The organism is Bacillus sp. EB106-07-01-XG149 (assembly GCF_058791555.1).
The window spans coordinates 697,015-719,153 of the sequence record NZ_JBYTDP010000001.1; the positions used below are offsets into that span (position 1 = coordinate 697,015).

General features: G+C 35.6%; 17 protein-coding genes and 1 riboswitch. Of the genes, 4 read left to right on the forward strand and 13 right to left on the reverse strand.

The window, feature by feature from the left end; genetic code table 11:
* Window positions 1-168 precede the first annotated feature (168 nt).
* The 3 genes from rluF to AC3WTA_RS03555 form a co-directional block, all read right to left on the reverse strand.
* Window positions 169-876, reverse strand: coding sequence for a 23S rRNA pseudouridine(2604) synthase RluF (rluF, locus tag AC3WTA_RS03545; RefSeq protein WP_001222161.1), 708 nt, complete (start codon window positions 874-876; stop codon window positions 169-171).
* A 186-nt stretch (window positions 877-1,062) separates the two neighbouring features.
* A complete protein-coding gene (locus AC3WTA_RS03550; RefSeq protein WP_000925141.1) occupies window positions 1,063-1,683 on the reverse strand; it encodes a YdbC family protein in 621 nt (206 codons plus the stop codon).
* Between the two features lie 206 nt (window positions 1,684-1,889).
* A complete protein-coding gene (locus AC3WTA_RS03555) occupies window positions 1,890-2,255 on the reverse strand; it encodes a hypothetical protein (RefSeq protein ID WP_097860495.1) in 366 nt (121 codons plus the stop codon).
* A gap of 132 nt (window positions 2,256-2,387) precedes the next feature.
* Here AC3WTA_RS03555 and AC3WTA_RS03560 point away from each other — a divergent pair, with 132 nt between their 5' ends.
* The 3 genes from AC3WTA_RS03560 to AC3WTA_RS03570 all read left to right on the forward strand — a co-directional run bounded on the left by AC3WTA_RS03560 (window position 2,388) and on the right by AC3WTA_RS03570 (window position 6,192).
* Complete coding sequence (locus tag AC3WTA_RS03560) at window positions 2,388-2,963, forward strand: hypothetical protein (protein ID WP_000732314.1); 576 nt, start codon at window positions 2,388-2,390, stop codon at window positions 2,961-2,963.
* Between the two features lie 208 nt (window positions 2,964-3,171).
* Window positions 3,172-3,291, forward strand: a riboswitch (glycine riboswitch).
* Window positions 3,292-3,398: 107 nt separating this feature from the next.
* On the forward strand, window positions 3,399-4,766 hold the full coding sequence (locus tag AC3WTA_RS03565) for an alanine/glycine:cation symporter family protein (protein ID WP_000451054.1): 1,368 nt from the start codon (window positions 3,399-3,401) through the stop codon (window positions 4,764-4,766).
* Window positions 4,767-4,998: 232 nt separating this feature from the next.
* Complete coding sequence (locus AC3WTA_RS03570) at window positions 4,999-6,192, forward strand: S8 family peptidase (protein WP_000790928.1); 1,194 nt, start codon at window positions 4,999-5,001, stop codon at window positions 6,190-6,192.
* A 100-nt stretch (window positions 6,193-6,292) separates the two neighbouring features.
* Here the strand turns inward: AC3WTA_RS03570 and AC3WTA_RS03575 are convergent, their stop codons facing one another.
* Together AC3WTA_RS03575 and AC3WTA_RS03580 are read right to left on the reverse strand one after the other, a co-directional pair.
* On the reverse strand, window positions 6,293-6,817 hold the full coding sequence (locus AC3WTA_RS03575) for a DinB family protein (protein WP_000666442.1): 525 nt from the start codon (window positions 6,815-6,817) through the stop codon (window positions 6,293-6,295).
* A 14-nt stretch (window positions 6,818-6,831) separates the two neighbouring features.
* Window positions 6,832-7,599: a DUF3891 family protein gene (locus tag AC3WTA_RS03580; protein WP_000577278.1), complete on the reverse strand. Its 768-nt coding sequence runs from the start codon at window positions 7,597-7,599 to the stop codon at window positions 6,832-6,834.
* Window positions 7,600-7,803: 204 nt separating this feature from the next.
* Here AC3WTA_RS03580 and AC3WTA_RS03585 point away from each other — a divergent pair, with 204 nt between their 5' ends.
* Window positions 7,804-8,076, forward strand: coding sequence for an HU family DNA-binding protein (locus AC3WTA_RS03585; protein WP_001043960.1), 273 nt, complete (start codon window positions 7,804-7,806; stop codon window positions 8,074-8,076).
* 37 nt (window positions 8,077-8,113) lie between these two features.
* On the opposite strand, the gene AC3WTA_RS03590 is transcribed toward AC3WTA_RS03585, so the two are convergent.
* From AC3WTA_RS03590 to dhbC, 8 genes are all read right to left on the reverse strand, one after another.
* Complete coding sequence (locus tag AC3WTA_RS03590) at window positions 8,114-8,656, reverse strand: hypothetical protein (protein WP_000959141.1); 543 nt, start codon at window positions 8,654-8,656, stop codon at window positions 8,114-8,116.
* A 35-nt stretch (window positions 8,657-8,691) separates the two neighbouring features.
* Entirely contained in the window at window positions 8,692-9,441 is a 750-nt protein-coding gene (gene sfp / locus AC3WTA_RS03595; RefSeq protein ID WP_000573029.1) for a 4'-phosphopantetheinyl transferase Sfp, read from the reverse strand.
* A 63-nt stretch (window positions 9,442-9,504) separates the two neighbouring features.
* The gene (locus AC3WTA_RS03600) at window positions 9,505-10,947 is read right to left on the reverse strand and encodes an MDR family MFS transporter (protein WP_000644766.1); all 1,443 of its coding nucleotides are present in this window, start codon (window positions 10,945-10,947) and stop codon (window positions 9,505-9,507) included.
* Window positions 10,947-11,171: an MbtH family protein gene (locus AC3WTA_RS03605; protein ID WP_000184070.1), complete on the reverse strand. Its 225-nt coding sequence runs from the start codon at window positions 11,169-11,171 to the stop codon at window positions 10,947-10,949. The genes AC3WTA_RS03600 and AC3WTA_RS03605 overlap by 1 nt, the downstream gene beginning before the upstream one ends.
* Entirely contained in the window at window positions 11,168-18,328 is a 7,161-nt protein-coding gene (locus AC3WTA_RS03610) for an amino acid adenylation domain-containing protein (protein ID WP_492332821.1), read from the reverse strand. Before AC3WTA_RS03610 ends, AC3WTA_RS03605 begins: the two co-directional genes overlap by 4 nt.
* Window positions 18,329-18,361: 33 nt before the next feature.
* Window positions 18,362-19,255, reverse strand: a complete 894-nt coding sequence (locus AC3WTA_RS03615) for an isochorismatase family protein (protein WP_001007295.1) — start codon at window positions 19,253-19,255, stop codon at window positions 18,362-18,364.
* Between the two features lie 30 nt (window positions 19,256-19,285).
* The gene (locus tag AC3WTA_RS03620) at window positions 19,286-20,902 is read right to left on the reverse strand and encodes a (2,3-dihydroxybenzoyl)adenylate synthase (RefSeq protein WP_000948426.1); all 1,617 of its coding nucleotides are present in this window, start codon (window positions 20,900-20,902) and stop codon (window positions 19,286-19,288) included.
* Window positions 20,903-20,914: 12 nt separating this feature from the next.
* The gene (gene dhbC / locus AC3WTA_RS03625) at window positions 20,915-22,114 is read right to left on the reverse strand and encodes an isochorismate synthase DhbC (RefSeq protein WP_001003905.1); all 1,200 of its coding nucleotides are present in this window, start codon (window positions 22,112-22,114) and stop codon (window positions 20,915-20,917) included.
* Window positions 22,115-22,139 lie beyond the last annotated feature (25 nt).

Genomic DNA, 22,139 nt, shown 5'->3' on the forward strand with positions numbered 1-22,139 from the left:
GTATAACCGGATAAAATAACTCGTGTCCTTTTCTTTGCTTTTAAAAGTACATCCATTAATTGTTATTTACTATATCTTATTCATTTTATTTTTGCAAGTGTTTAAAAATGATTTTTTATTTAATAAAAAAGAAACCAAAAATAGATTTTGGGTTTCCTCTTCTCAATTTTACCAATCTTGTGGTTCATAATTTAAGTCTGAAAATAGACGTCGTTTCTCTTTCTTCGATAAATCTCTCCACTGTCCAACAGGTAAATTATTTAATTCTATATTCATAATTCTTGTACGCTTTAAAGTGTATACTTGATAACCTAAAGCTTCACACATACGACGAATTTGACGATTCAACCCTTGAGTTAAAATAATTTGGAATTCATATTTTGATAACTGTGTTACCTCACAAGGAAGCGTTTTCGTTCCTAAAATTTTCACACCAGCTGCCATTTTCTCTAGAAAATCAGGTGTAATTGGCTTATCTACTGAAACGATATATTCTTTTTCATGTTTGTTTTCAGCACGTAAAATTTCATTTACAATATCACCATCATTCGTTAATAAAATTAAACCGTCTGAGTCTTTATCAAGACGTCCAATGTGACTAATTCGTAATGGATGATTCACTAAATCGATAATATTACCTTTTACAGCTTTTTCACTCGTACATGTAATACCTACTGGTTTATTTAAAGCGATATATACGTGATCTCGAGCAATACGAAGCTGCTCTCCATTTACGCGTACATCATCACCTGGATTTACTTGGTCACCAATTTTTGCAACCTTACCGTTAATAATTACTCTTCTCTCATTAATTAATTTATCTGCTCCACGTCGAGACGCTTTTCCAGCTTCACTAATAAATTTATTGATACGCAAATTAGGCACATCCTTTTCTAAACAAAATTTCAAGCTCACACTGCTTCTACCGTACAATACAAAAGGGTAAGCCTTCTATTATAACTTAAATATATTAACATGAAAGGGTATATAACGTCTTCTATTAATTACTCGTTTATAAGAAAATATCTTTATTATACATTCATTTATGCACGTTTTGAACACTTAATATACAAGCCACTCTTCCTTACATACAGCTTGTTTACCTCTTATATCTTCTAAATCCTCATGAATATTAGCTAGTTTATACAGCTCTGAGAAAATCTCTTCTACATAATTTTGATGCGCCATTTCATCTTTCCAATAAGTTAACACTATGTAACGATTTTCAGTTTTTAAAGACTTCCCAACTACTCCACCTATCATCCCGTTTGCTTTTTTCATTCCTTTATTCCAAATTGTTTCTTGTTTATGTAAAAACTGCTTTTCCTGTTCCACCTTTACATCACATATAGCAACTCTGACAAATGACCCTTCTGTAACAACCTCTTTCAAAGGCATATCAGTTATATCATACAATGTTTGAAACAGTTCAATTTCACATGAAAGAAACGTATCCTCTTGATTACTATTTAAATAAATGGTATCGTGAGCACCATTCATAAATGATTGATACGCCCCCCTATCATTCCATAAAGTATAAACACACGCCTCATCTTCATTCCATCCACCAAATTGTCCGTGAAAACCATCTAGATGCTGTATATCACGCCATTTTTCTTGTGCGATTGAAAATAACTCTTTTTTCTCTTCTTCCACCTTACAGTAGATTGTTTTTAGTAACATTTTTAACTCCCCCTTAGGATATAATTTATCTTCCACTTATATTTTTTAGTTTACATAATATTTTTATAATCTCCTCATTGCTCTTTATGTGCATATAGAACTAATCATATTTATCACTATATCTATCAAACCATCTATCTGATTTCATTTCAAATAATTCAGAATAAAAAGAAAAGTTGTAACCCTTAACGAATTACAACTTTATCTTACCTCCCTTCCTTATTCATCTTTTTTTCAAATAAATAATACGTAATTTCTCCCGGATAATGTACTACCGTTACCTTCCTCTCCCCTTTTTTAAAACTATTAGTATGCCCGTTTTCCCCTAAGTGCTCCCATCCACTTGCCTTTGTAATAGGTATTACACTTATATATTTATAATCCGCTTCATTATCATCGTTAATATGGATTGCTGACATTGGTACTGGAAAATCTTCCATTTTAGATTCTTTGTCCAGATATATGAGTGCAAATAAGCCAACTAATATCATAGCCATTGAAATATTTGAAGCTAGCTTTTTTCTATTCGTTTTCACTAAAAACCCTCTTTTCTCACATATTACTTTCATCATTTTACTAATCTTAGTTATTTATGTATATAAAAAATATAATTAAAATCAATTACATACTATATTCTCTACCATTAATAATATTATTGTTATATATTATAATTATAAAATGTTTATTTTTGGAGGGATTACCCATTGAAGAAATTATTTTTTAATAAATGGACAATAGTTATTTCTATTTTTATTATTACCTGTACGATTTTCTACACAACTAAAGATAAAAATAATAACGAAAAAACCACCGTAGAAACAATTGATACAAAAACTTTTAAAACTAAATTACAACCAAAAATTGATGAATTAACTACAAATTATAATGACATCATCGAAAAAGATTGGTTGCCTGCCTGGGAAGAGATTAACACGAACGGAGATTCAGTAGACAGAAATAAACTATTAGTCACAATGACTGCTATTTCCAAGCAATATGAAAAAATAATAAACGAAATAGACACTGTGAAAATTAAAGAAAATATATCGGAAGTACAAATACAAGAACAACTAATTTATTTCACAACTGAATTTAAGACTGCTTCTAAATTTATGAAAAACGCAGCAGATTTAATTATAGACGGAGCAAATAACTCTACTCCTTCCAATGAAACAATTGAAAATACTAAACATGCTTTAGGACTTGCGGACCAACATATTGTCCTCGCTTTATCTACGTTAAATGAAGTTGAAGTTAAATTAGGACTTGCAAAAAAATAAAACTGGTTACTATTTTAAAATAAAAAAAGATTGCAATTCACATTTTGTCTGTCTATAATGTTTTTATTGATTTACAATCAATGTTTTTATAAATTTTATAATTCGGATGAACCATTCAGGAGAAGGTCTATTGATCTACCGACGGGGCAAAAAGTTGCTGAATCAACTTTGAAACTCTCAGGTCTTGGTTACAAGTAGAACTGCATGGGGACGAATCTCTGGAGAGACTCCCTCTCGCTTGATATAGCGCGGAGGAAAAAGAGCACCGAAGGAGCAAATCCGCTACTATAGCGGATAATCTCTCAGGTAAAAGGACAGAGACAAGCGAAAGAAAATGCCGATTTGTATCGGTTTATTTTTCTATCCCTTGTTTCTCCAGAGACCATTTCATTTACTTGAAGTGGTTTTTATTTTTTCATAAAAAGGAGAATACAGATGGAGACAGTAAGTACAGTATTAGAACAAATCAATCACTATGTGTGGGGATTACCAACGTTGTTGCTACTTGTTGGTACTGGTATCATTCTCACAGTGCGTTTAAAAGGTTTACAGTTTAGTAAACTATTATACGCTCACAAACTAGCTTTTAAAAAATCAGAAGATACATCCTCCTCTGGAGATATTAGCCACTTCCAAGCACTTATGACAGCTATGGCGGCAACGATTGGTATGGGGAATATAGCCGGTGTTGCAACTGCTGTGACAATTGGTGGACCCGGTGCAATCTTTTGGATGTGGATTACTGCTTTGTTCGGTATGGCAACAAAGTATGCCGAAGCCATTCTTGCGGTGAAATACCGTGTTAGTAATGAAAATGGTGAATATTCAGGTGGTCCAATGTACTATTTAGAACGTGGTTTAGGTAAGAAATGGCTTGCTGTTTTATTCGCTATATTCGGTACAACTGCTTCTTTCGGTATCGGTAATATGGTGCAATCTAACTCAGTTGCAGAGGCAATGCGAATTAATTTCTCTTTCCCCCCTGCTTTAACTGGTATATTCATGTCGTTTTTAATCGCCATTGTTATTTTAGGCGGTGTGAAAAAAATCGGGAAAGTGACAGGATACATCGTTCCTATTAAAGCTTTCTTTTATATCATTGCTGGACTTATTATTATTTTCTATCACTACGATCAAATTCCAGAAGCATTTTCACTTATTTTTTCTGGCGCATTCAATGGTACTGCAGCTGCTGGTGGTTTTATTGGCGCAACAATTGCATCTGCAATTCAAATTGGAATGGCGCGCGGTGTATTTGCGAACGAAGCTGGTTTAGGGAGCGCCCCTATTGCAGCAGCGGCTGCAAAAACAGATTCGCCTGCAAAGCAAGCTTTAGTTTCTATGACTGGTACTTTTCTAGATACGTTTATCGTATGTACAATTACAGGGCTAGTATTAATTACTACAGGTGCATGGAAATCAGGTAAAACTGGCGTTGAAGCGACGACACTTGCGTTCCAATCTGTATTTGGCACTGCTGGTAGTATGATTCTTGGTATCGCAATTATATTATTTGCCTACTCTACTATTTTAGGATGGTCGTATTACGGCGAGAAGTGCGTGGCTTATTTGTTTGGAGAAGGTGCTGTTAAATATTATAAAGCAATCTTTATCGTCATGATTGCAATTGGTGCGAATTTAAAATTAGGCATCGTATGGACGTTTGCTGATATTGCAAATGGACTTATGGCGATTCCAAACTTAATTGGCCTTATTGGGTTAAGTGGTATTGTTGTTGCTGAAACAAATCGCTTTTTACAAGCAGAAAAATTGAAAGAAAGTCATAAAAAACAGGCAAGTTAATCTATGAAAAAAGGAATGACTCATACATGATGAGCATTCCTTTTTTTATCCCCTCTTTTACTTAATTACTTTCATTAAAAATATATTTATATCAATGTTTACTCCTTTTTATTCCTCCAAAAGTTTTTCACATAAATGTCATAAATCGTATGGTCTAACTATATAGTTGAAAAAGAATGCGACATTAAAGTGTCGCTGAAAAACTCATACAAGAAAAGGGAGGAAAAATCTTTTGAAAAACAAAATCATTGTTTTCCTATCTGTTTTATCTTTTATTATTGGTGGTTTCTTCTTTAACACGAATACTTCAAGCGCTGAAACATCATCTACTGATTACGTTCCTAACCAATTAATCGTTAAGTTCAAGCAAAATGCATCTTTAAGTAATGTGCAATCTTTTCATAAATCTGTCGGAGCCAATGTCTTATCTAAAGATGATAAGTTAGGTTTTGAAGTCGTTCAATTTTCGAAAGGTACTGTAAAAGAAAAAATAAAGAGTTATAAAAATAATCCAGATGTAGAATATGCAGAACCGAATTATTACGTTCACGCCTTTTGGACTCCAAACGACCCATATTTTAAAAATCAATATGGATTGCAAAAGATTCAAGCTCCACAAGCTTGGGATAGCCAACGAAGTGATCCTGGTGTAAAAGTAGCTATTATTGATACAGGAGTTCAAGGCTCACACCCTGATTTGGCTTTGAAAGTAATTTACGGGCATGATTATGTTGATAACGACAATACATCTGATGATGGTAATGGTCATGGTACACATTGCGCTGGAATTACTGGAGCACTTACGAATAACAGTGTCGGAATTGCTGGTGTTGCCCCACAAACTTCAATTTATGCTGTCCGCGTATTAGATAATCAAGGAAGTGGGACTCTTGATGCTGTAGCGCAAGGTATTCGAGAAGCTGCTGATTCGGGTGCAAAAGTAATTAGTTTAAGTTTAGGAGCTCCAAATGGTGGTACTGCATTACAACAAGCCGTTCAATATGCATGGAATAAAGGTTCTGTTATAGTTGCAGCTGCTGGAAATGCTGGAAATACAAAAGCTAATTACCCTGCTTATTACAGCGAAGTGATTGCAGTTGCTTCTACAGATCAATCAGATAAGAAATCTTCATTTTCTACTTATGGTAGCTGGGTAGATGTTGCAGCACCAGGTTCAAATATATATTCCACATATAAAGGAAGCACGTATCAATCATTAAGTGGTACATCTATGGCAACACCTCATGTTGCAGGAGTCGCTGCTCTTTTAGCAAATCAAGGATATAGCAATACACAAATCCGCCAAATTATTGAGTCTACTACTGATAAAATTAGTGGTACAGGTACGTACTGGAAAAACGGTAGAGTCAATGCATATAAGGCTGTACAATACGCTAAGCAATTACAAGAAAATAAAGCTTCTTAAGAAATAAAGCAAAACTTTAATCAGTCGATCTATCATTAATACGAAATAAAATAGAAGGAGAGACTTCTACAATTAAAGCCTCTCCTTCTTACAAACTATATTACTCCCCCTGCTTTTTAACCATATGTAAATATAGCACAAAATCCGTCATTGTCGATGAATGACCAAGTTGACGGATCATCGCTGTTATATTTCCTCTATGATATGTCCCATGATTTACAACATGTTGTACTAACTCTAAAATTGAAGTTTCTAATTTCCCTGCATATGGATTCTCAATAACAAATACAGCATTCACGTCTTGTATTGTAATTAAGAAGTCTTTATATTGATTTGCCATGTTTTCAAACATTTTTTCTAATTCATGTAACGATTTAGTTTCGATTTGTTTGCGTAAATTTTCTCGGTCTTGTATTGCTTCATTCATACTTTTACCATGCAATACGTGTAACCACACTTGATCTGTAATATAAATATGCGTAAAAGTATCCTTAATTGATGGAAATACACTCTGTATCTGTTCATTAAAAATAGTCTCATAGCTTGGTAATTCTTTTAGTCGATTGAATAACCGTATATTAGCCCAAGCATGGTAATCCACCTGTTTTAACATGTACTCTTTCAATCTAAATCGCCTCCTTATTGTACGAAACGAATGTTTTGTTTCTCCATTTCCGATTCTCTATCAGCTTTTGCAATTCCTTTTTCTTCAATTTCACGTTTATTTATTGTTTTATAATTTACATACGTATGAAATTCCGTTTGAAATGGAAACGGTGTAATCCGAATTGTTTCCTCGTCCACCCATTCAGCTTGAATAGGTTTCTCCACTTTACTATTAAACATTTCTGTTCCTTCAAAACCATCTTTAAACAAATCAATTTCATCTGTCTTTTCTACGCCAGGTTTATTCATACACACATATAAAGAAAGTTCATCGCAAAACTTTAATAATCTATAATGTTTATCGAACATCGCAAATTGTTCTTTTGTTAACGTTTTCAATATTCTTTTTTGTCGTTCCAATTCCCCTGTATAAAATGAAAGCATCTCTTCATCTTCATCATTTAATGGAAATGATAAAAAATGTTTACTACAAAGTAATGCTCCGTATGGATTTGAATCTTCAATTTCATTCAAACCAATCGTATAAAAAACAAAACGCAATGAACTTGGACAATCCATAAATGTATATGGAATATTTTTAGCATCATTCAAAATTGGTACTTTATCAAGTTCTATCCATCCTCTATCATGCTCATATATTGCATCAATTGTCTCTTTTAAGTATGTTTCATCTTCAAAAAAATCTTCTTTTATATGCTTTGCAATCTCTCCAGCTAAAAAACCATGATCATGTTGACGAATTAATATACTTTCTTTCTCATTCTTTTCACGAAAAATCATTCATATTCTCCCCCTCATCCTCATATTACAGCGTTTTCTATACATCAATTCTTAATTAATCCCTAATTATTAGCAGGGATTCAGTCTCTTACAACGAAATTAACATAACTATATAGTATTCTTTCTAACCATATAAATAGCTTTCTCTATACTATCCATTATACTAAAACATTCATTCTAAAAAACTTTTTATGAGGTGAAAACATGAACAAAACAGAATTAGTTAAAAACGTGGCACAATCCGCTGATATTTCTCAAAAGGAAGCTTCTGCAGCGGTACAATCCGTATTTGACACAATTGCTACTGCATTACAATCAGGCGATAAAGTTCAATTAATCGGCTTTGGAACTTTTGAAGTGCGCGAAAGATCTGCTCGTACAGGACGTAACCCGCAAACTGGCGAAGAAATTCAAATCGCTGCCGGTAAAGTTCCAGCATTTAAAGCAGGTAAAGAGTTAAAAGAAGCTGTTAAATAAACAAGAAACCAGCCATTTTATAGGCTGGTTTCTTGTTTTATTTAAGTAATTCCTTTATATTCTCAGCATGATACACTTCACAAATATAAAATATACATTTGCAGTTACTTACAATTTGATATTTTCTAGTTGGATACACATTCGCCGTAACAGAGCATCCATCAAACAATTCAATAATATTCCCAGATGGCTGATATCCTTCGTATAGTACGTTTCTTCTTACTTCCATCTTTTCTATAAGTTTTTCAACTGGAATATTTCCACTCTCTAATTCACTCTTAATTGTATTTGGTAAAAACGAAGTGTCCGCAAAAATTAGATTCTCAGATAACACTTTTCCTTTATAACTAACATTGGATACACGGTAAAGAAATGTTCCGTTTTTATCAAAGAAATTCTTTGCTTCTTTTGGGATGTACTGTCTATCAAGTACCTCTTGTTCGAGAACATCAAACTGAACTGTATCATTCAAAAGCTTTTCTAATGCATGAATAGATGATGTATCTCCAGAAAATAAAATATTTTTTATTGCTTGTACATTATAAGTGAATTCATTTGTTCTATTTTCCGCTACTAACATGAGGAACACCTCTTCTATAAGATTTTTTATTTAACTTATTTATAATTTAAAAGCGCTACTGCATCTAACTGTGTGATTTCAGTTACTTCTTTACTAAATATTGCAATTGAAGCCATATAATCTACACTAGGCCTTATATCTGCCATCATTGTATTTTCTACTAATTCTTGCCTATCCTTAAAAACTAACAAATTTGGAGGATCATTTGGAGCCGACACAGTAATATGTACTGGCGGAATCATTAGTCCTTCACCTGTCGCTTTTAGTACTGCTTCTTTTCGAGTCCAATATGTTAAAAAACCTTCTATTTTCTGTTCATTAGGTAATTTCATAACTTGTGCTATTTCAATGTCTGTTAATACGCCCTCTGCCATTTTCATAACATCTACATTTGGATTCATTTGTTCAACATCAACGCCAACAAGTGCAGACTTTGTAAATGCAACAACAACCCACTCACCCGAATGTGAAACAGATATTTGCGGCATTCCTTCTGGTAATTGTGGTCTACCATGTTGTAACTTACATACAGGGCACATTCGATCAATCGGTACTTGAACTGGCGACATAGAAAGGATCTTTCCAAGAACTAATCTACTAATTACACAACCTATTATAAATCGTGCACGATCTGCCGATTGATGATATGAATTTGCTTTCTCTCGTTCAACATCGTTTAGTAAATTGTAATGCCCTGATTGTAAATCTGAAATTCTTGCCCACCATATTTGACAACTATTCTCATTAAGAGTTGGTACAGAATCTACAACTTTACTCTCTATCATGTAAACTCTCTCCTTCTTAGTACGAATATCACTTTATTTCAAAAATATTATCATGCTATTAACTTATTCGTTTACAGCTTCTTTCTCTTTTTGTAATACAGGTAACGGCTTTTTCTTCTTCTTTGCCATTACCTCTTTATCAGAAATACGTAAAGAAAATAGTAATGCTACAAGTAAAAATATTGCTGATCCAATTAATGCAGCTTGATATGGTAAGAAATCTGACTGAGCATTATTTTGTACACTATTATTTCCAAAACCGGCTAGTATACTAGCTAAAACTGCAACTCCTATCGCTGAACCTAATCGATTTTGCACATTAAATATAGTCGTAGCTCTCCCCATAGAAGGTGGCGTGATATTATTAAATGCCGAAAATTGAACTGCTCCAACAGACTGACCTAAGAAAATACCGATACCAAACAATAATGCCCGAATTTGCCATGGGTTCGTATCGTGATTTACAAAACTTAATAAAACAAAAATAATCGCCGTACAAATTAGTCCAATAGAAATTACCTTTCGAGCTCCTAATTTCTTATATGACCATGGGACAATCTGTGACGATATCATTAACCCAATCGCCTCTGGGAATGTCGTAAGACCTGATTCCAATGCGGAAACTCCTATTACATTTTGATACATAAGTGGAAAAACAAATAACATTCCTAGTAAACCAGCGGATGAAAACAATGAAATAAGACTCATTTTTCTAAAGACTGGTTCTTTTAATAAGCGTAAATCTAACATCGGTTGCTTTACTCTAAGTTCTACAATGATGAACAATGTAATGAGTACAATCCCAGCTATCCCAGTACTCATAATTTCTGGAGAAACCCAGCCTTTTGATGGTCCTTGGCTAAGTGCATAAATAAGCATCGCAAATCCTGGTGCTGAAAGAACAAAACCGCGAGAATCAAAGCGACCAGCTGATTTTTCAATATGCTCTTTTAAAAATAGAAGACCGAATAGTAACGCTAAGATTCCAAACGGTACATTAATATAAAATGCCCAGCGCCAAGACATTTGATCTACAAAGAAACCGCCAATAATTGGTCCTACTGCCGGTGCGACAGCAATTGGCAACACAATAAACCGTGAAATTTTCGGCCTTTCCTCTGGTGAGAATGTTCGGAATAACATCGCCATCCCAACTGGCGTTAAAAGCCCCCCGCCAGCACCTTGAATGATACGAAAAATATTCAATGAAGTAATATCGTTCGCTATTCCACATAATACAGACGCAGTTGTAAATACGAAAAGAGCAGTTAGAAATACCCTTTTCGTACCGAAGCGATCTCCTAACCAACCAGAAATCGGAAGGAAAACAGCTAAGCTAACTAAATACCCAACATTAACCGTCCCCATTGCAGATGGAGGCACTTGTAGTTCTTTACTTATTGTTTGGAGTGCTACATTCACAATCGTTGCATCCATCGCAGCCATAAACATCGCTGTTATATATACGATACTTACAACTATTTTTGGATTTATTTTTGCCTTCATTATCGTTTTCCTACTAATATTTTTTCGCCAACTTGATTACTTTTTGGATTCAAATCTTTCCAGTTATTTTCAACATATTGTAAACAATCATTCCTACTAGCCTCTTCATGTACGACATTCCAACCAATAGGTACATCAAGAAAGACAGGCCAGAGAGAATACTGGCCCTCCTCATTTTTTAATACTTTGTATGTGTAATTATCATTTTCAAACGGATTCGTCATACTGTACTTACCCCTTTCTTATTCTGCAAATATTTCGCTAATACTTGTCCAATTTCTGTAAGTGGTCCTGGTTGACATAAATCTTTATGTCTACAATCAATATCGTGTTGCACAATTTGCCCATCTAAATAATTTAGCCACGTATTTGGAGAGATAGGATCAAACCAGTCTGGTATAACAGTAGATCTAAAGAATAAAATATCTCCGTTATAAACTTTCGGTACATATTTCCCTAACAATCCTACCGAATTTACATATGTTTCTTTCAAGTTCAAAATAGTCTCTTCTTCAAGACTTGCTAATGCACTACCATCTTTACGAAGTATTTCTACTGCACTTTCCATCGTAAGTGGTTTACCATCCATATTATCTGGATCGTATCCGCCTAAAGCAAGTAATGCGATTAACGCTTCTTCTTCAGTAGGTGCTTCCGTATTCGGTAAGAAGTGACCTGGATAAGAATCTAACATAACGAGTAATTCTACTTCTTCTCCTTCATTTTGCAGTTGCGCCGCCATTGCATGAACAACATTTCCTCCGAGCGACCAACCGAGTAACCGATATGGTCCGTGAGGCTGTACTTCACGAACGTGTTTTAAATAATCCGCCGCCATCTCCTCTAAACTTCTTGGAAGTTCTTCATTTTTAGCGATACCACGTGCTTGGACACCGTAGATTGGATAATCTGTCCCTAAAGATTTCATAAGTCCTGCATAGCACCAACTTAATCCACCTGCTGGGTGTACACAAAATAGTGGTAGTTGTTCTCCGCTTGCTCGTAATGGAAGCAACACATCAAGTGCACTTTGTCCATTTCCGACCTCAAGTCTTTCAGCAAGACCCGCAACAGTAGGTGCGGCAAATAAAGTTCCGATATTTAGTTCAACCCCAAGTGCTTCTTTAATACGACTCATAAGCTGCACTGCAAGAAGTGAATGGCCACCTAGATCAAAGAATCCGTCATCAATTCCAATTTGCGGCACACTTAAAACTTCTGTAAACAAGTCACATAACATTTCTTCTTGCGGTGTTCTTGGTCCACGACTAGAAGATGATGCGATAAATTCTGGAGCCGGCAATGCCTTTCTATCTAATTTACCGTTTGGAGTTAAAGGCAACTCATTTACTACTACAAAAGCGTATGGAACCATGTAATCTGGTAAACTACCTCCAGCATACTTACGCATTTCATTCGTATCAATCATTTCATTATTTAATGCAACGATATAAGAAACTAACCGTTTATCCCCTGGTTGATCTTCCCGTACAATAACAGCTACTTGCTCAACTTTAGGATGTTTCATTATTACCGCTTCTATTTCCCCTAATTCAATTCGGAATCCACGAATTTTTATTTGATGATCTGCACGTCCTATATAATCTAGCGTCCCATCTTGACGCCAACGTGCTAAGTCTCCAGTACGATACATTCTTGTACCTGGCTTACCAAATGGATCTGCAATAAAACGTTCTGCAGTTAAACCTGCTCTTCCTAAATATCCACGAGCAAGCCCTGCACCTGCAACATACATTTCTCCAACTACTCCAGGTGGCACCGGTTGTAAATAGTTGTCTAACACATACACTTTAAGATCAGGTATACTACACCCAATTAAACTATTTGCTCGTAAAGAGACGATTGTTTCATCTAATTCAATATAACTAACATGTACTGTCGTCTCCGTAATACCGTACATATTAATAAGTTTTGGTGCGTTATGAGAATGTCGACTATACCAATCTTCTAATCGACTTAGCTCAAGTGCTTCTCCTCCAAAAACAACATATCGTAAAGATAATTTTTGGCCAATTTCTTCATTTTCACGATCTGCTTGCATCAATTGATAGAACGCTGATGGAGTTTGGTTTAAAACAGTTACCTTTTCTTTAACAAGAAGTTGTAAAAATTCTTTCGGTGAGCGACTTACAGTATGTGGTACTACGACTAAACGCCCACCATATAATAAAGGTCCCCAAATTTCCCAAACCGAGAAATCAAAAGCATATGAATGAAACATTGTCCATACATCGTTCTCGTCAAATTGGAACCAATGATCAGTTGCGCCTAAAAGTCTTACTACATTTTGATGAGGTATCATAACGCCTTTCGGTCTACCAGTTGAGCCTGATGTATAAATAACATACGCAATGTGGGAAGGAGATAACTGCTTCATGAGCTCCATTTCATCAATATTGTCTTCACTATATTTCTCAATTTCCCCTATTACTTTCACATCATCAACTAAAATTTTCAGTTCCTCATCACATTCAATTTCCACATCTGAATTTGTTAAAACACATGATGGTTTCGCATCGTGGAGCATAAATGAAATACGATCTGACGGATAATCCGGATCTAACGGAAGGTATCCCGCACCAGCTTTCAGAACAGCTAGTAAGCTTACAACCATATTTAAAGATCTCGGCATCGCTAAAGCAACGAGTTGATCAGGGCCAACTCCTTTTGCAATTAGCAATCGAGCTATTTTATTCGCTTTTTTATTCAACTCTTCATAAGTTAACTTTTCATCTTCAAAGACGACAGCAATAGAATTTGGATTTATATGAGCCTGCTTTTCAAATAATTGTGGCAATGTCATTTCTGGTACAATTTGAAAACCACCATTCCACTTTTCTAACACTGTATTTTTCTCTGCTAAAGTTAATATTTCTAATGTGCCAATTGATTGATCCGGATGTTTCGCTGCATCAGCCAATAACAAAATGAATCGTTCAATCAATTTTTGAATCGTTTCACGTTTATATAAATCCGTACTAAATTCTAGTAACCCGTGTAAGCCGTCTGGCGTACCATCAACTCCGTTACTCTCGCTAATTTCAAATGTTAGATCAAATTTCGCAGAACCAACGCTTTGAATTTCAAGGTTCGCTTCTATATCCGGAGCATCAAACGTTGCTTCTGGCGTATTTTGGAAAGCTAACATAACTTGAAACAGCGGATGACTATTTCGAGTACGTACTGGGTTTAACACTTCAACGAGTCGTTCAAATGGAACATCTTGATTTTCATAAGCTGCAAGATTTGACTGCTTCACTCTATTTAATAATTCTTTAAAACTTGGATCTCCTGATGTATTTGTACGTAACACTAATGTATTTACAAATAAACCAACTATGTCAGTGAGTGCATCATCGTTTCTTCCAGCAATCGGACTACCGATTGGTATATCAGTACCTGCACCTAATCTTGTAAATAGCGCACTAAGTCCTGCTTGCAACACCATAAACAAACTAACTCCGTTTTTCCGTGCAAGCTCTACTAACCTACTATGCATACCCGCATCTATTTGAAAATGAATTGTTTCTCCGCGATAACTCGTTTCAATTGGACGCTGGTAATCTGTAGGTAACTCCAGCTGATCTGGTAAACCTTCTAGCTCTTTCTTCCAAAACTCTAATTGTGTTGAAATAAGACTCTCTTGTGTAGTTTCATCACCAAGCAACTGTTGTTGCCAAAGTGCATAATCTGCGTATTGAACTGGAAGTGTCTCTAACTGAACTCTGTTACCTTGACATCGTGCTTTATATGCCGCTGTAAAATCTCTCGTTAACGGTTGTAATGACCAGCCATCCCCTACAATATGGTGCAATAGAATTAGTAATACATGTTCGTTTTCATTCACTGTAAATAGTTGCAGACGAACTGCTGGTTCAACATCAAGGTTAAAACTATATCTTACCGCCTCTACAAGCACACTTTCTAATTCATCTTTACATGTTTTTGTTATTATCATCTCTAGATTTAAATTTTCCATATCTAAAATTTTCTGATAGGAACTACCTAATACGTTAGGGAAAATCGTTCTAAGCGTTTCATGTTTCTCAACTACATCATAAAAAGCACCTTGCAATGATTCCTCGTTCAACTTTCCAGAAATACGAATGACTAATGGAATATTATAAGTAGGACTTGGACCTTCTAAACAATTTAAGAACCATAACCTGCGCTGCGCAAATGAAAGTGGAACTTCATTTGGTCTACTTACTTTCTTAATAGCTGGTCTTGCAGTTTTTGCTTGATCCAATTGTTTCGCAAGTTCAGCAACAGTTGGCGATTCAAATAGTTTTCCAATTCCTAATTCAACACTTAACGTTTCACGGATTCTTGCCATTAGACGAGATGCAAGAAGCGAATGGCCACCCATTTCAAAAAAATTATCATCAATACTAATGCGAGAAACACCAAGTACTTCTGCAAATAAATCACATAATATTTCTTCTTTCGGATTTCTAGCAACTCTCTCCTTATTCATTTCATTAAAATCAGGAGCAGGTAATTTCTTTCTATCAACCTTACCATTTGGCGTTAATGGTAATTCTTCTAGCACAACAAATGCCGATGGCACCATATAATTCGCTAAACTTTCTGAAATATAAGAACGAATTTCTGAAAGGTTAATCCCTTCACTCCCTTCGGCAACGATATACGCAATGATTCGTTTATCATTTGGGCGATCTTCTCGTACCATTACTACCGCTTGTTGAATATATTCATGTCGTTGTAATACCATTTCAATTTCAGCTAATTCAATTCGGAAACCACGAATTTTAATTTGATGATCTGCGCGGCTCATGTACTCTAACACTCCATCGTTACGCCATTTTACCAGATCACCTGTGCGGTACATGCGCTTCCCTGGTTTTCCATAAGGATCTGCAACAAACCGTTCAGCCGTTAACTCTGGTTTTCCTAAATATCCGTTCGCAAGCCCTTCCCCTGCAATATATAATTCACCAATTACTCCAGGTGGTACTGGTTGTAAACCTGCATCTAATACATACACATCTGTACTCCAAATTGGCTTTCCAATAGGAGGTATACCACTTTCCCTTTCATCGATGTTCATGAAAGTAGACCAAATAGTCGTTTCAGTTGGTCCATATAAATTTGTAATAGAGCAACCTAATTCTTTTAATGTATTTGCTAAATGGGCCGGAAGCGCTTCACCACCAACGAGCACATTTAGTCCTTGTAGCCTCTCTGGATATTCAGTTACTAACGCCTGCCATAGTGTCGGTGTAGCTTGCATAATTGTCACTCTTTCTTCTTGTAACAATGCCGTTAACGCCGAAGGCTCTTGAATCACCTCTTTTGGAGCGATTGTTATACTTGCACCACTAACAAGAGGTAAATAAATCTCTAGAGCAGAAATATCAAACGCAAATGTTGTAACTGCTAATAAATGATCATTTTCATGTAATGAAAACATATCATCCATGGACAATAAAAAGTTACTTAAAGCTTTCATAGGAACAATTACACCTTTTGGATTGCCAGTTGAGCCTGAAGTGTAAATTGTATACGCAGGCTTTAAAAGTGATTCTTCATTTCTAAATGGTAGATTCATATGAGAATATGTGTTTAACGCTAGTTGCATTTTTTCACTATTTAATTCGATCTTTTTTATATCATTTTCTATAACTAAAGTTGATGCAACCGATAAATGCGTTATAATACAAGCTGGTTTTGCATCATTTACTATATAATTTATTCGCTCGGCTGGATATTCTGGATCTATCGGTAAATACGCTGCACCAGCCTTTAATACTGCTAGCATACTAACTACCATTTCCGTTGATCTTGGAAATACTAAAGCTACAAACTGATTTGACCCTATTCCTTCTTCTACTAAATAGTGTGCTAGTTCATTCGCTCGTTCATTTAGCTCTTTATACGTAAGATTTATTCCATTACAAGTAACTGCTATTTTATTTGGATTTTTTTGTACTTGTTTTTCAAATAATATAGGTAGAGAAATTAACTCTTCCGCTTCTTTAGTTTCATTCCATTCGAATAAAACTTTTTGATTTTCTTCAGGAAGAGTAATGTTTATACTTCCAATCGACGCGTCTTTTTCATAATCATTTATCACTAATTCTAATACATTCATAAATCTTTCTTTATGCAATGCTAGTTCCGAATAACTATATACCTCCGGGTTCGCATCAAAATGAATCATTAACTCATTTTCATCGAAACGTTTATAAACATTTATCGATAAATCATCGACAGGTCCTGCTGATAAATTATGTGTAATACCACGATTCCCAGCAAAATTAAGCCCATAATCAAAAGGCATCACATTCACTAACGGCCCGAATAACCTTTGATTTTCACCTAGTAACTTTAAGTCTCTTCTTAATTCCTCATGACGGTATTTATGATGACGACGTACTTCTCGAATCTCTTTAGAAACTTGCTGTAATAATTCCGCAAGAGTTATATTTGGAGTTACTGTAATACGAAGTGGTACTAAATTCATTACCATGCTCGGTGTATAAATAGATGCAGAACCGAGACGCCCCATCATTGGTAAACCTAAAACAATATCATTTGCACCTGTTAATTTATGCATATAAATACTTGTTACAGCGACAATAAATTCCGGCCAATTTGTTAACGAAACATTGATATCTTCTAGTAAAGTTTTCGTGCTAGAACTGGATAAATAAGCTGTTTCTCGTAAAAATCCATTTGATGTTCTCGGCGCTCGTTCTGCTAAACTTATGACATCCGGTTCATCTGCAAACTTTTCTAACCAAAAAGTACGATCTTCCTGAAATTGTTTAGACTCACGATACTCCATATCTTCTTGTACAACTTTTGCAAGAGAACCAAATGGCTTTTCATTCTTTCTTATTTCTTCTATAAGTGATGTATACTCTTTCGCTACCTTTTGGCTAAGAAGTGAAAATCCATAGCCATCCATCACAATGTGATGGATGCGCTGATACCAAAAGAAACGATTATTTTCAACTTGAATAAGTGCTTCAGTAAATAATTTATCTGTTTTCAAATCGACTGGCATATATAAATCATTTTTCATCCATATTTTAGCAGCCTCTTCAGGATCTTCTTCTTTACGAACGTCAATAAAATGCATATGAAAATTTGACGATTTCTCAATAACTTGCCACGGGCCAATTTCATCCTCTTCGAAACGAACATGTAGTACTTCTGCTTCTGTTACAACTTTACGTACTGCTAATTCGAAAATTTCTTGATTAATATTTCCGTTTATTTCAACATATTCCCCAGTATTATAAATCGGATTTAGCGGATCTAATTGCTGTGCAAACCACATACCAGTCTGCGCAGATGATAACGAATGACGAACCTTTTGACTATTAGGCATTCTTTACTACCCCTTTATTATGTAGTCTATTTGTTACAGCACCTGTGCTGTCTGTGAAGATAGTAAACTGTACCAATCGGAAACAGTTGGACGTTCTGCTAAATCTGCAAAAGTTATTTCTTTCCCTTCGCGACGCCACTTCTCTACTAAACTCATAATTCTGACCGAATCAAGTCCTCTATTTAGTAAGTCCTCATCAATATCAATACTCTCTACTGGCTCACGAAGTAGTTGTGCAACTAGTTCATGCACTTCCTGTATAGTGATTCCTTCACTCTCATCACTTTTTACACTTTGTAAATCTTTTAACAGTAAGTTTGTTGATGTCGTTACTGCACATCTATTAGATGCATACTCCAATGCTTGTTTATGATGGTCTAGTGAAAAATCAGCAACTGCATCTGCTACAAAAAATGGCTCTATACCATCCATAAATGCTTCGCAAGCTGTTAAAAGGCAGCCGATATGCGCATAAATACCGCAAATAATAAGTTGATCTCTTCCCTGTTCATTTAAAATTCCTAATAGATTTGTCTTTTTAAATGCACTATATCTCCATTTTGTTAAGAATATATCATCCTCATCAGGAGTAAGTTCACCGACAATTTTCTTTTTATCTGGTCCAGCAGGAATACCGTCCCCCCAAAAATCTTGTAATAACCCTCGTTGTTCTAACGTTTGTCCACCTGGTTGTGCTGTATAAACAACTGGTATACCAAGTTCCTTACATTTTTCTCTTATCACCTTAATATTTGAAATAAGTTCTACTTTTGGTGATTCTTTATCGCTATATGCATCAAGAAAATATTCTTGCATGTCATGGATTAGAAGAACCGCACGTTTCGGATCTGGTGTCCAGTTCACTTTATTTTTTGGTAGTTCTGATTCAACTGGCATTTTGTATACTGAAATAGATGGGATAGCCATCTAATCACTTCCTTCCAATTTTTATATTTTTTATTGTTTTACCGTAATAAGTTTTTCAGTAATGACTTTACGTAACTCTTTTTTGCTTACCTTTCCAACACCTGTTTGCGGGAATGATTCAATAAATTCAATTCGATCTGGAATCTTATAAGCTGCTATACCGCGTTCTCTTAAAAACATTTTTAATTCGCTTACTGTTGGAGCTTGTCCTCGAGCTATAACAAAGGCACAAGTACGTTCTCCTAAATAATCATCAGGCATTGATACAATGGCTACATCATGTACTGCATCGTGTGCTAATAGATGATTTTCAACTTCTTCCGCAGCAACTTTCTCACCACCACGGTTAATTTGATCTTTATCCCTACCTTCTACAATGATGTAACCTTGTTCATTTACTTTTACAAGATCACCTGTGCGATAAAATCCATCCTTTGTAAATGATCGTGCATTATGCTCTTCTGCTTTATAATAGCCACGAATTGTATATGGCCCTCTTGTTAACAAACTACCTACTTCACCAGGTTTCACATCGTTATCATTTTCATCAACGACCCTTACTTCATCGAATGTAGACATCGGTCTCCCTTGTGTATGAATGATGATTTCTTCCGGATCATTTAATCTCGTGTAATTTACTAACCCTTCTGCCATACCGAACACTTGCTGTAACGTACATCCAAATGTAGGGTGTATACGCTTTGCAACCTCAGCGCTAAACTTAGCACCACCTACTTGAATCACTTCTAAGCTCGATAAATCGTTATTACGAGAAGAAGCTGCATCAAGCCAAATCATTGCTAATGGTGGAACTAGAGCAGTAATCGTAACTTTTTCTTTTTCTATAAGAGCAAATGCCTCATCTGGGCTACCACCAGTTGCTAACACTACTTTTCCACCCGCATAGAAAGTTCCAAATGTCCCTGGAGAACTCATCGGGTAATTGTGCGCTACTGGAAGAACTGCCATATAGACGCTATCCGTATTCAAATTACAAATTTCAGCGCTAACACGTAAACTATAAATATAGTCATCGTGTGTTCTAGGAATTAATTTAGAAAGTCCTGTTGTCCCTCCTGATAATTGGAGAAACGCAACATCACTTGGCTGAACTGCTGGTAATGGAACGGGATCTATATACAGATCACTTATGTTCACAAACTCTTCTTCTTCTCCCACTACAATTACATGTTGTAAAGTTGGTACTTTCTCTTTCACTTCTCTTGCTAGTTTTCGATAATCAAAGCCGAGAGCCTTATCTGAAATAACGTAAGCACTCGCCTCACCAAACTCACAAAAATAACTAATTTCACTGCTTCGATGTGAAGGTAGTGCAAAAACAGGAAGTGCTCCAATTCGAAATAGCGCAAAGCATATTTCGAAAAACTCGATAATGTTGGGTAACTGTATTACAACTCGATCCTCTTGCTTTATTCCTAAATTCAGTAAACCTGAAGCTAAGCGATCTACTTTTTTATCAAGCTCACTATACGTCATATGCATATTACCACTTACAACTGCAATTTCATCTCCATACTTTTCAGCACGTTCTCTTAACAACGAACCAAATGTTTCTCCAAGCCAACATCCTTCTTCTCGATAACGATTTGCAAATTCTTCTGGCCATTCCGTGAAACCTGATAACATTATTTCTTCCCCCTATTTTTCATTCAGCGAATTATCTCTTAATCCTAAAGCCTTCAGCATTGTTTGGAACTTAGCTGATGTTTCTGCTAACTCATCTTCTGGTTTTGACTCAGCAACAACTCCTGCTCCTGCATATAATCGAAGTGTATTTTCTTGCACTTCAGCACAGCGAATTGTAACAATCCATTCACCATCTCCATTTAAATCGCTCCATCCTAGCATTCCTGTAAAGAATTCACGATCAAATGGCTCAATTTTTTGAATCGCCTCTCTCGCTTCTTCCATCGGCGTTCCGCAAACTGCTGGCGTAGGATGAAGAGCAATTGCTAATTCCAAAGAAGTAGTATTCGGATCCTTTAGTTCACCTTTCACTTCAGTAGACAAATGCCACATCGCTTCACTATGAATAACGGATGGTTTTTCCGGAACATGTAATGTATGACAGTATGGACGAAGCGCAGCAGCAACCGCTTCAACTACTACCGCATGTTCATGTAAATCTTTTGGTGAAGAAAGTAATTCCTCTGCTCTTCTCTTATCTTCCACTGGATCATCACTACGTGGTCTTGAACCAGCTAATGGATTAGAAATAACTTGCATACCATTACGTGAAACGAGTAATTCAGGACTTGCTCCAATTAATGTTTTATTACACTCGTTTTCATCTTCCGGTAAATTCACAGCAAATGTATAACCGTGCTTATTATGCTCTGCCAATTCGCGAAGTAGTTTTTGTTTATCAATCTTCTCTGAAGATTTAACATCTAACGATCTAGATAGAACGATTTTCTTTAAATCTCCGTCCTGAATTTTTTCAATCCCTTGCTTCACACCATTCATATAAACTTCAGGAGCTGGAACCGGTGTCATTTCAAATGTCAGTTTCTCATTTCGTTTTATCTCATTTGTTTTCTCTAACTGTAAACGCTCAGTAATTCTACTATGTTCTGGTACGATAAGTTGAACTTCTTTTCTACGATCAAAAGGCAAAGCACCAACAACGATAGGATTCGGATTTCCAGCTTGTTTTGCATTACTTAATACCGCTTGTACAAGTTCTGTAAAACTTTCAATTTCATGATGTTTTACTTTAGTAAACTCTCCTTCTGTCAATATCGTTCGAGTTGGTGAAGCAAAAAAGAACGAAGATTCAGTTTTATAATCTTCTAATAATTTTTCCGACAGTTCCTTTACGGCTATAAGTTCATTCATAGTATTAAAACCTCCTGAATTTTTT

Excerpts from the sequence above, each read along its gene's own strand:
- AC3WTA_RS03615 (WP_001007295.1), bottom strand. The coding sequence starts at position 19,255 with ATGGCTATCCCATCTATTTCAGTATACAAAATGCCAGTTGAATCAGAA.
- sfp (WP_000573029.1), bottom strand. The coding sequence starts at position 9,441 with ATGATAGAGAGTAAAGTTGTAGATTCTGTACCAACTCTTAATGAGAAT.
- AC3WTA_RS03585 (WP_001043960.1), top strand. The coding sequence starts at position 7,804 with ATGAACAAAACAGAATTAGTTAAAAACGTGGCACAATCCGCTGATATT.
- AC3WTA_RS03550 (WP_000925141.1), bottom strand. The coding sequence starts at position 1,683 with ATGTTACTAAAAACAATCTACTGTAAGGTGGAAGAAGAGAAAAAAGAG.
- AC3WTA_RS03605 (WP_000184070.1), bottom strand. The coding sequence starts at position 11,171 with ATGACGAATCCGTTTGAAAATGATAATTACACATACAAAGTATTAAAA.
- AC3WTA_RS03600 (WP_000644766.1), bottom strand. The coding sequence starts at position 10,947 with ATGAAGGCAAAAATAAATCCAAAAATAGTTGTAAGTATCGTATATATA.
- AC3WTA_RS03620 (WP_000948426.1), bottom strand. The coding sequence starts at position 20,902 with ATGTTATCAGGTTTCACGGAATGGCCAGAAGAATTTGCAAATCGTTAT.
- AC3WTA_RS03565 (WP_000451054.1), top strand. The coding sequence starts at position 3,399 with ATGGAGACAGTAAGTACAGTATTAGAACAAATCAATCACTATGTGTGG.
- AC3WTA_RS03610 (WP_492332821.1), bottom strand. The coding sequence starts at position 18,328 with ATGCCTAATAGTCAAAAGGTTCGTCATTCGTTATCATCTGCGCAGACT.
- AC3WTA_RS03590 (WP_000959141.1), bottom strand. The coding sequence starts at position 8,656 with ATGTTAGTAGCGGAAAATAGAACAAATGAATTCACTTATAATGTACAA.
- dhbC (WP_001003905.1), bottom strand. The coding sequence starts at position 22,114 with ATGAATGAACTTATAGCCGTAAAGGAACTGTCGGAAAAATTATTAGAA.
- AC3WTA_RS03580 (WP_000577278.1), bottom strand. The coding sequence starts at position 7,599 with ATGATTTTTCGTGAAAAGAATGAGAAAGAAAGTATATTAATTCGTCAA.
- AC3WTA_RS03555 (WP_097860495.1), bottom strand. The coding sequence starts at position 2,255 with ATGATGAAAGTAATATGTGAGAAAAGAGGGTTTTTAGTGAAAACGAAT.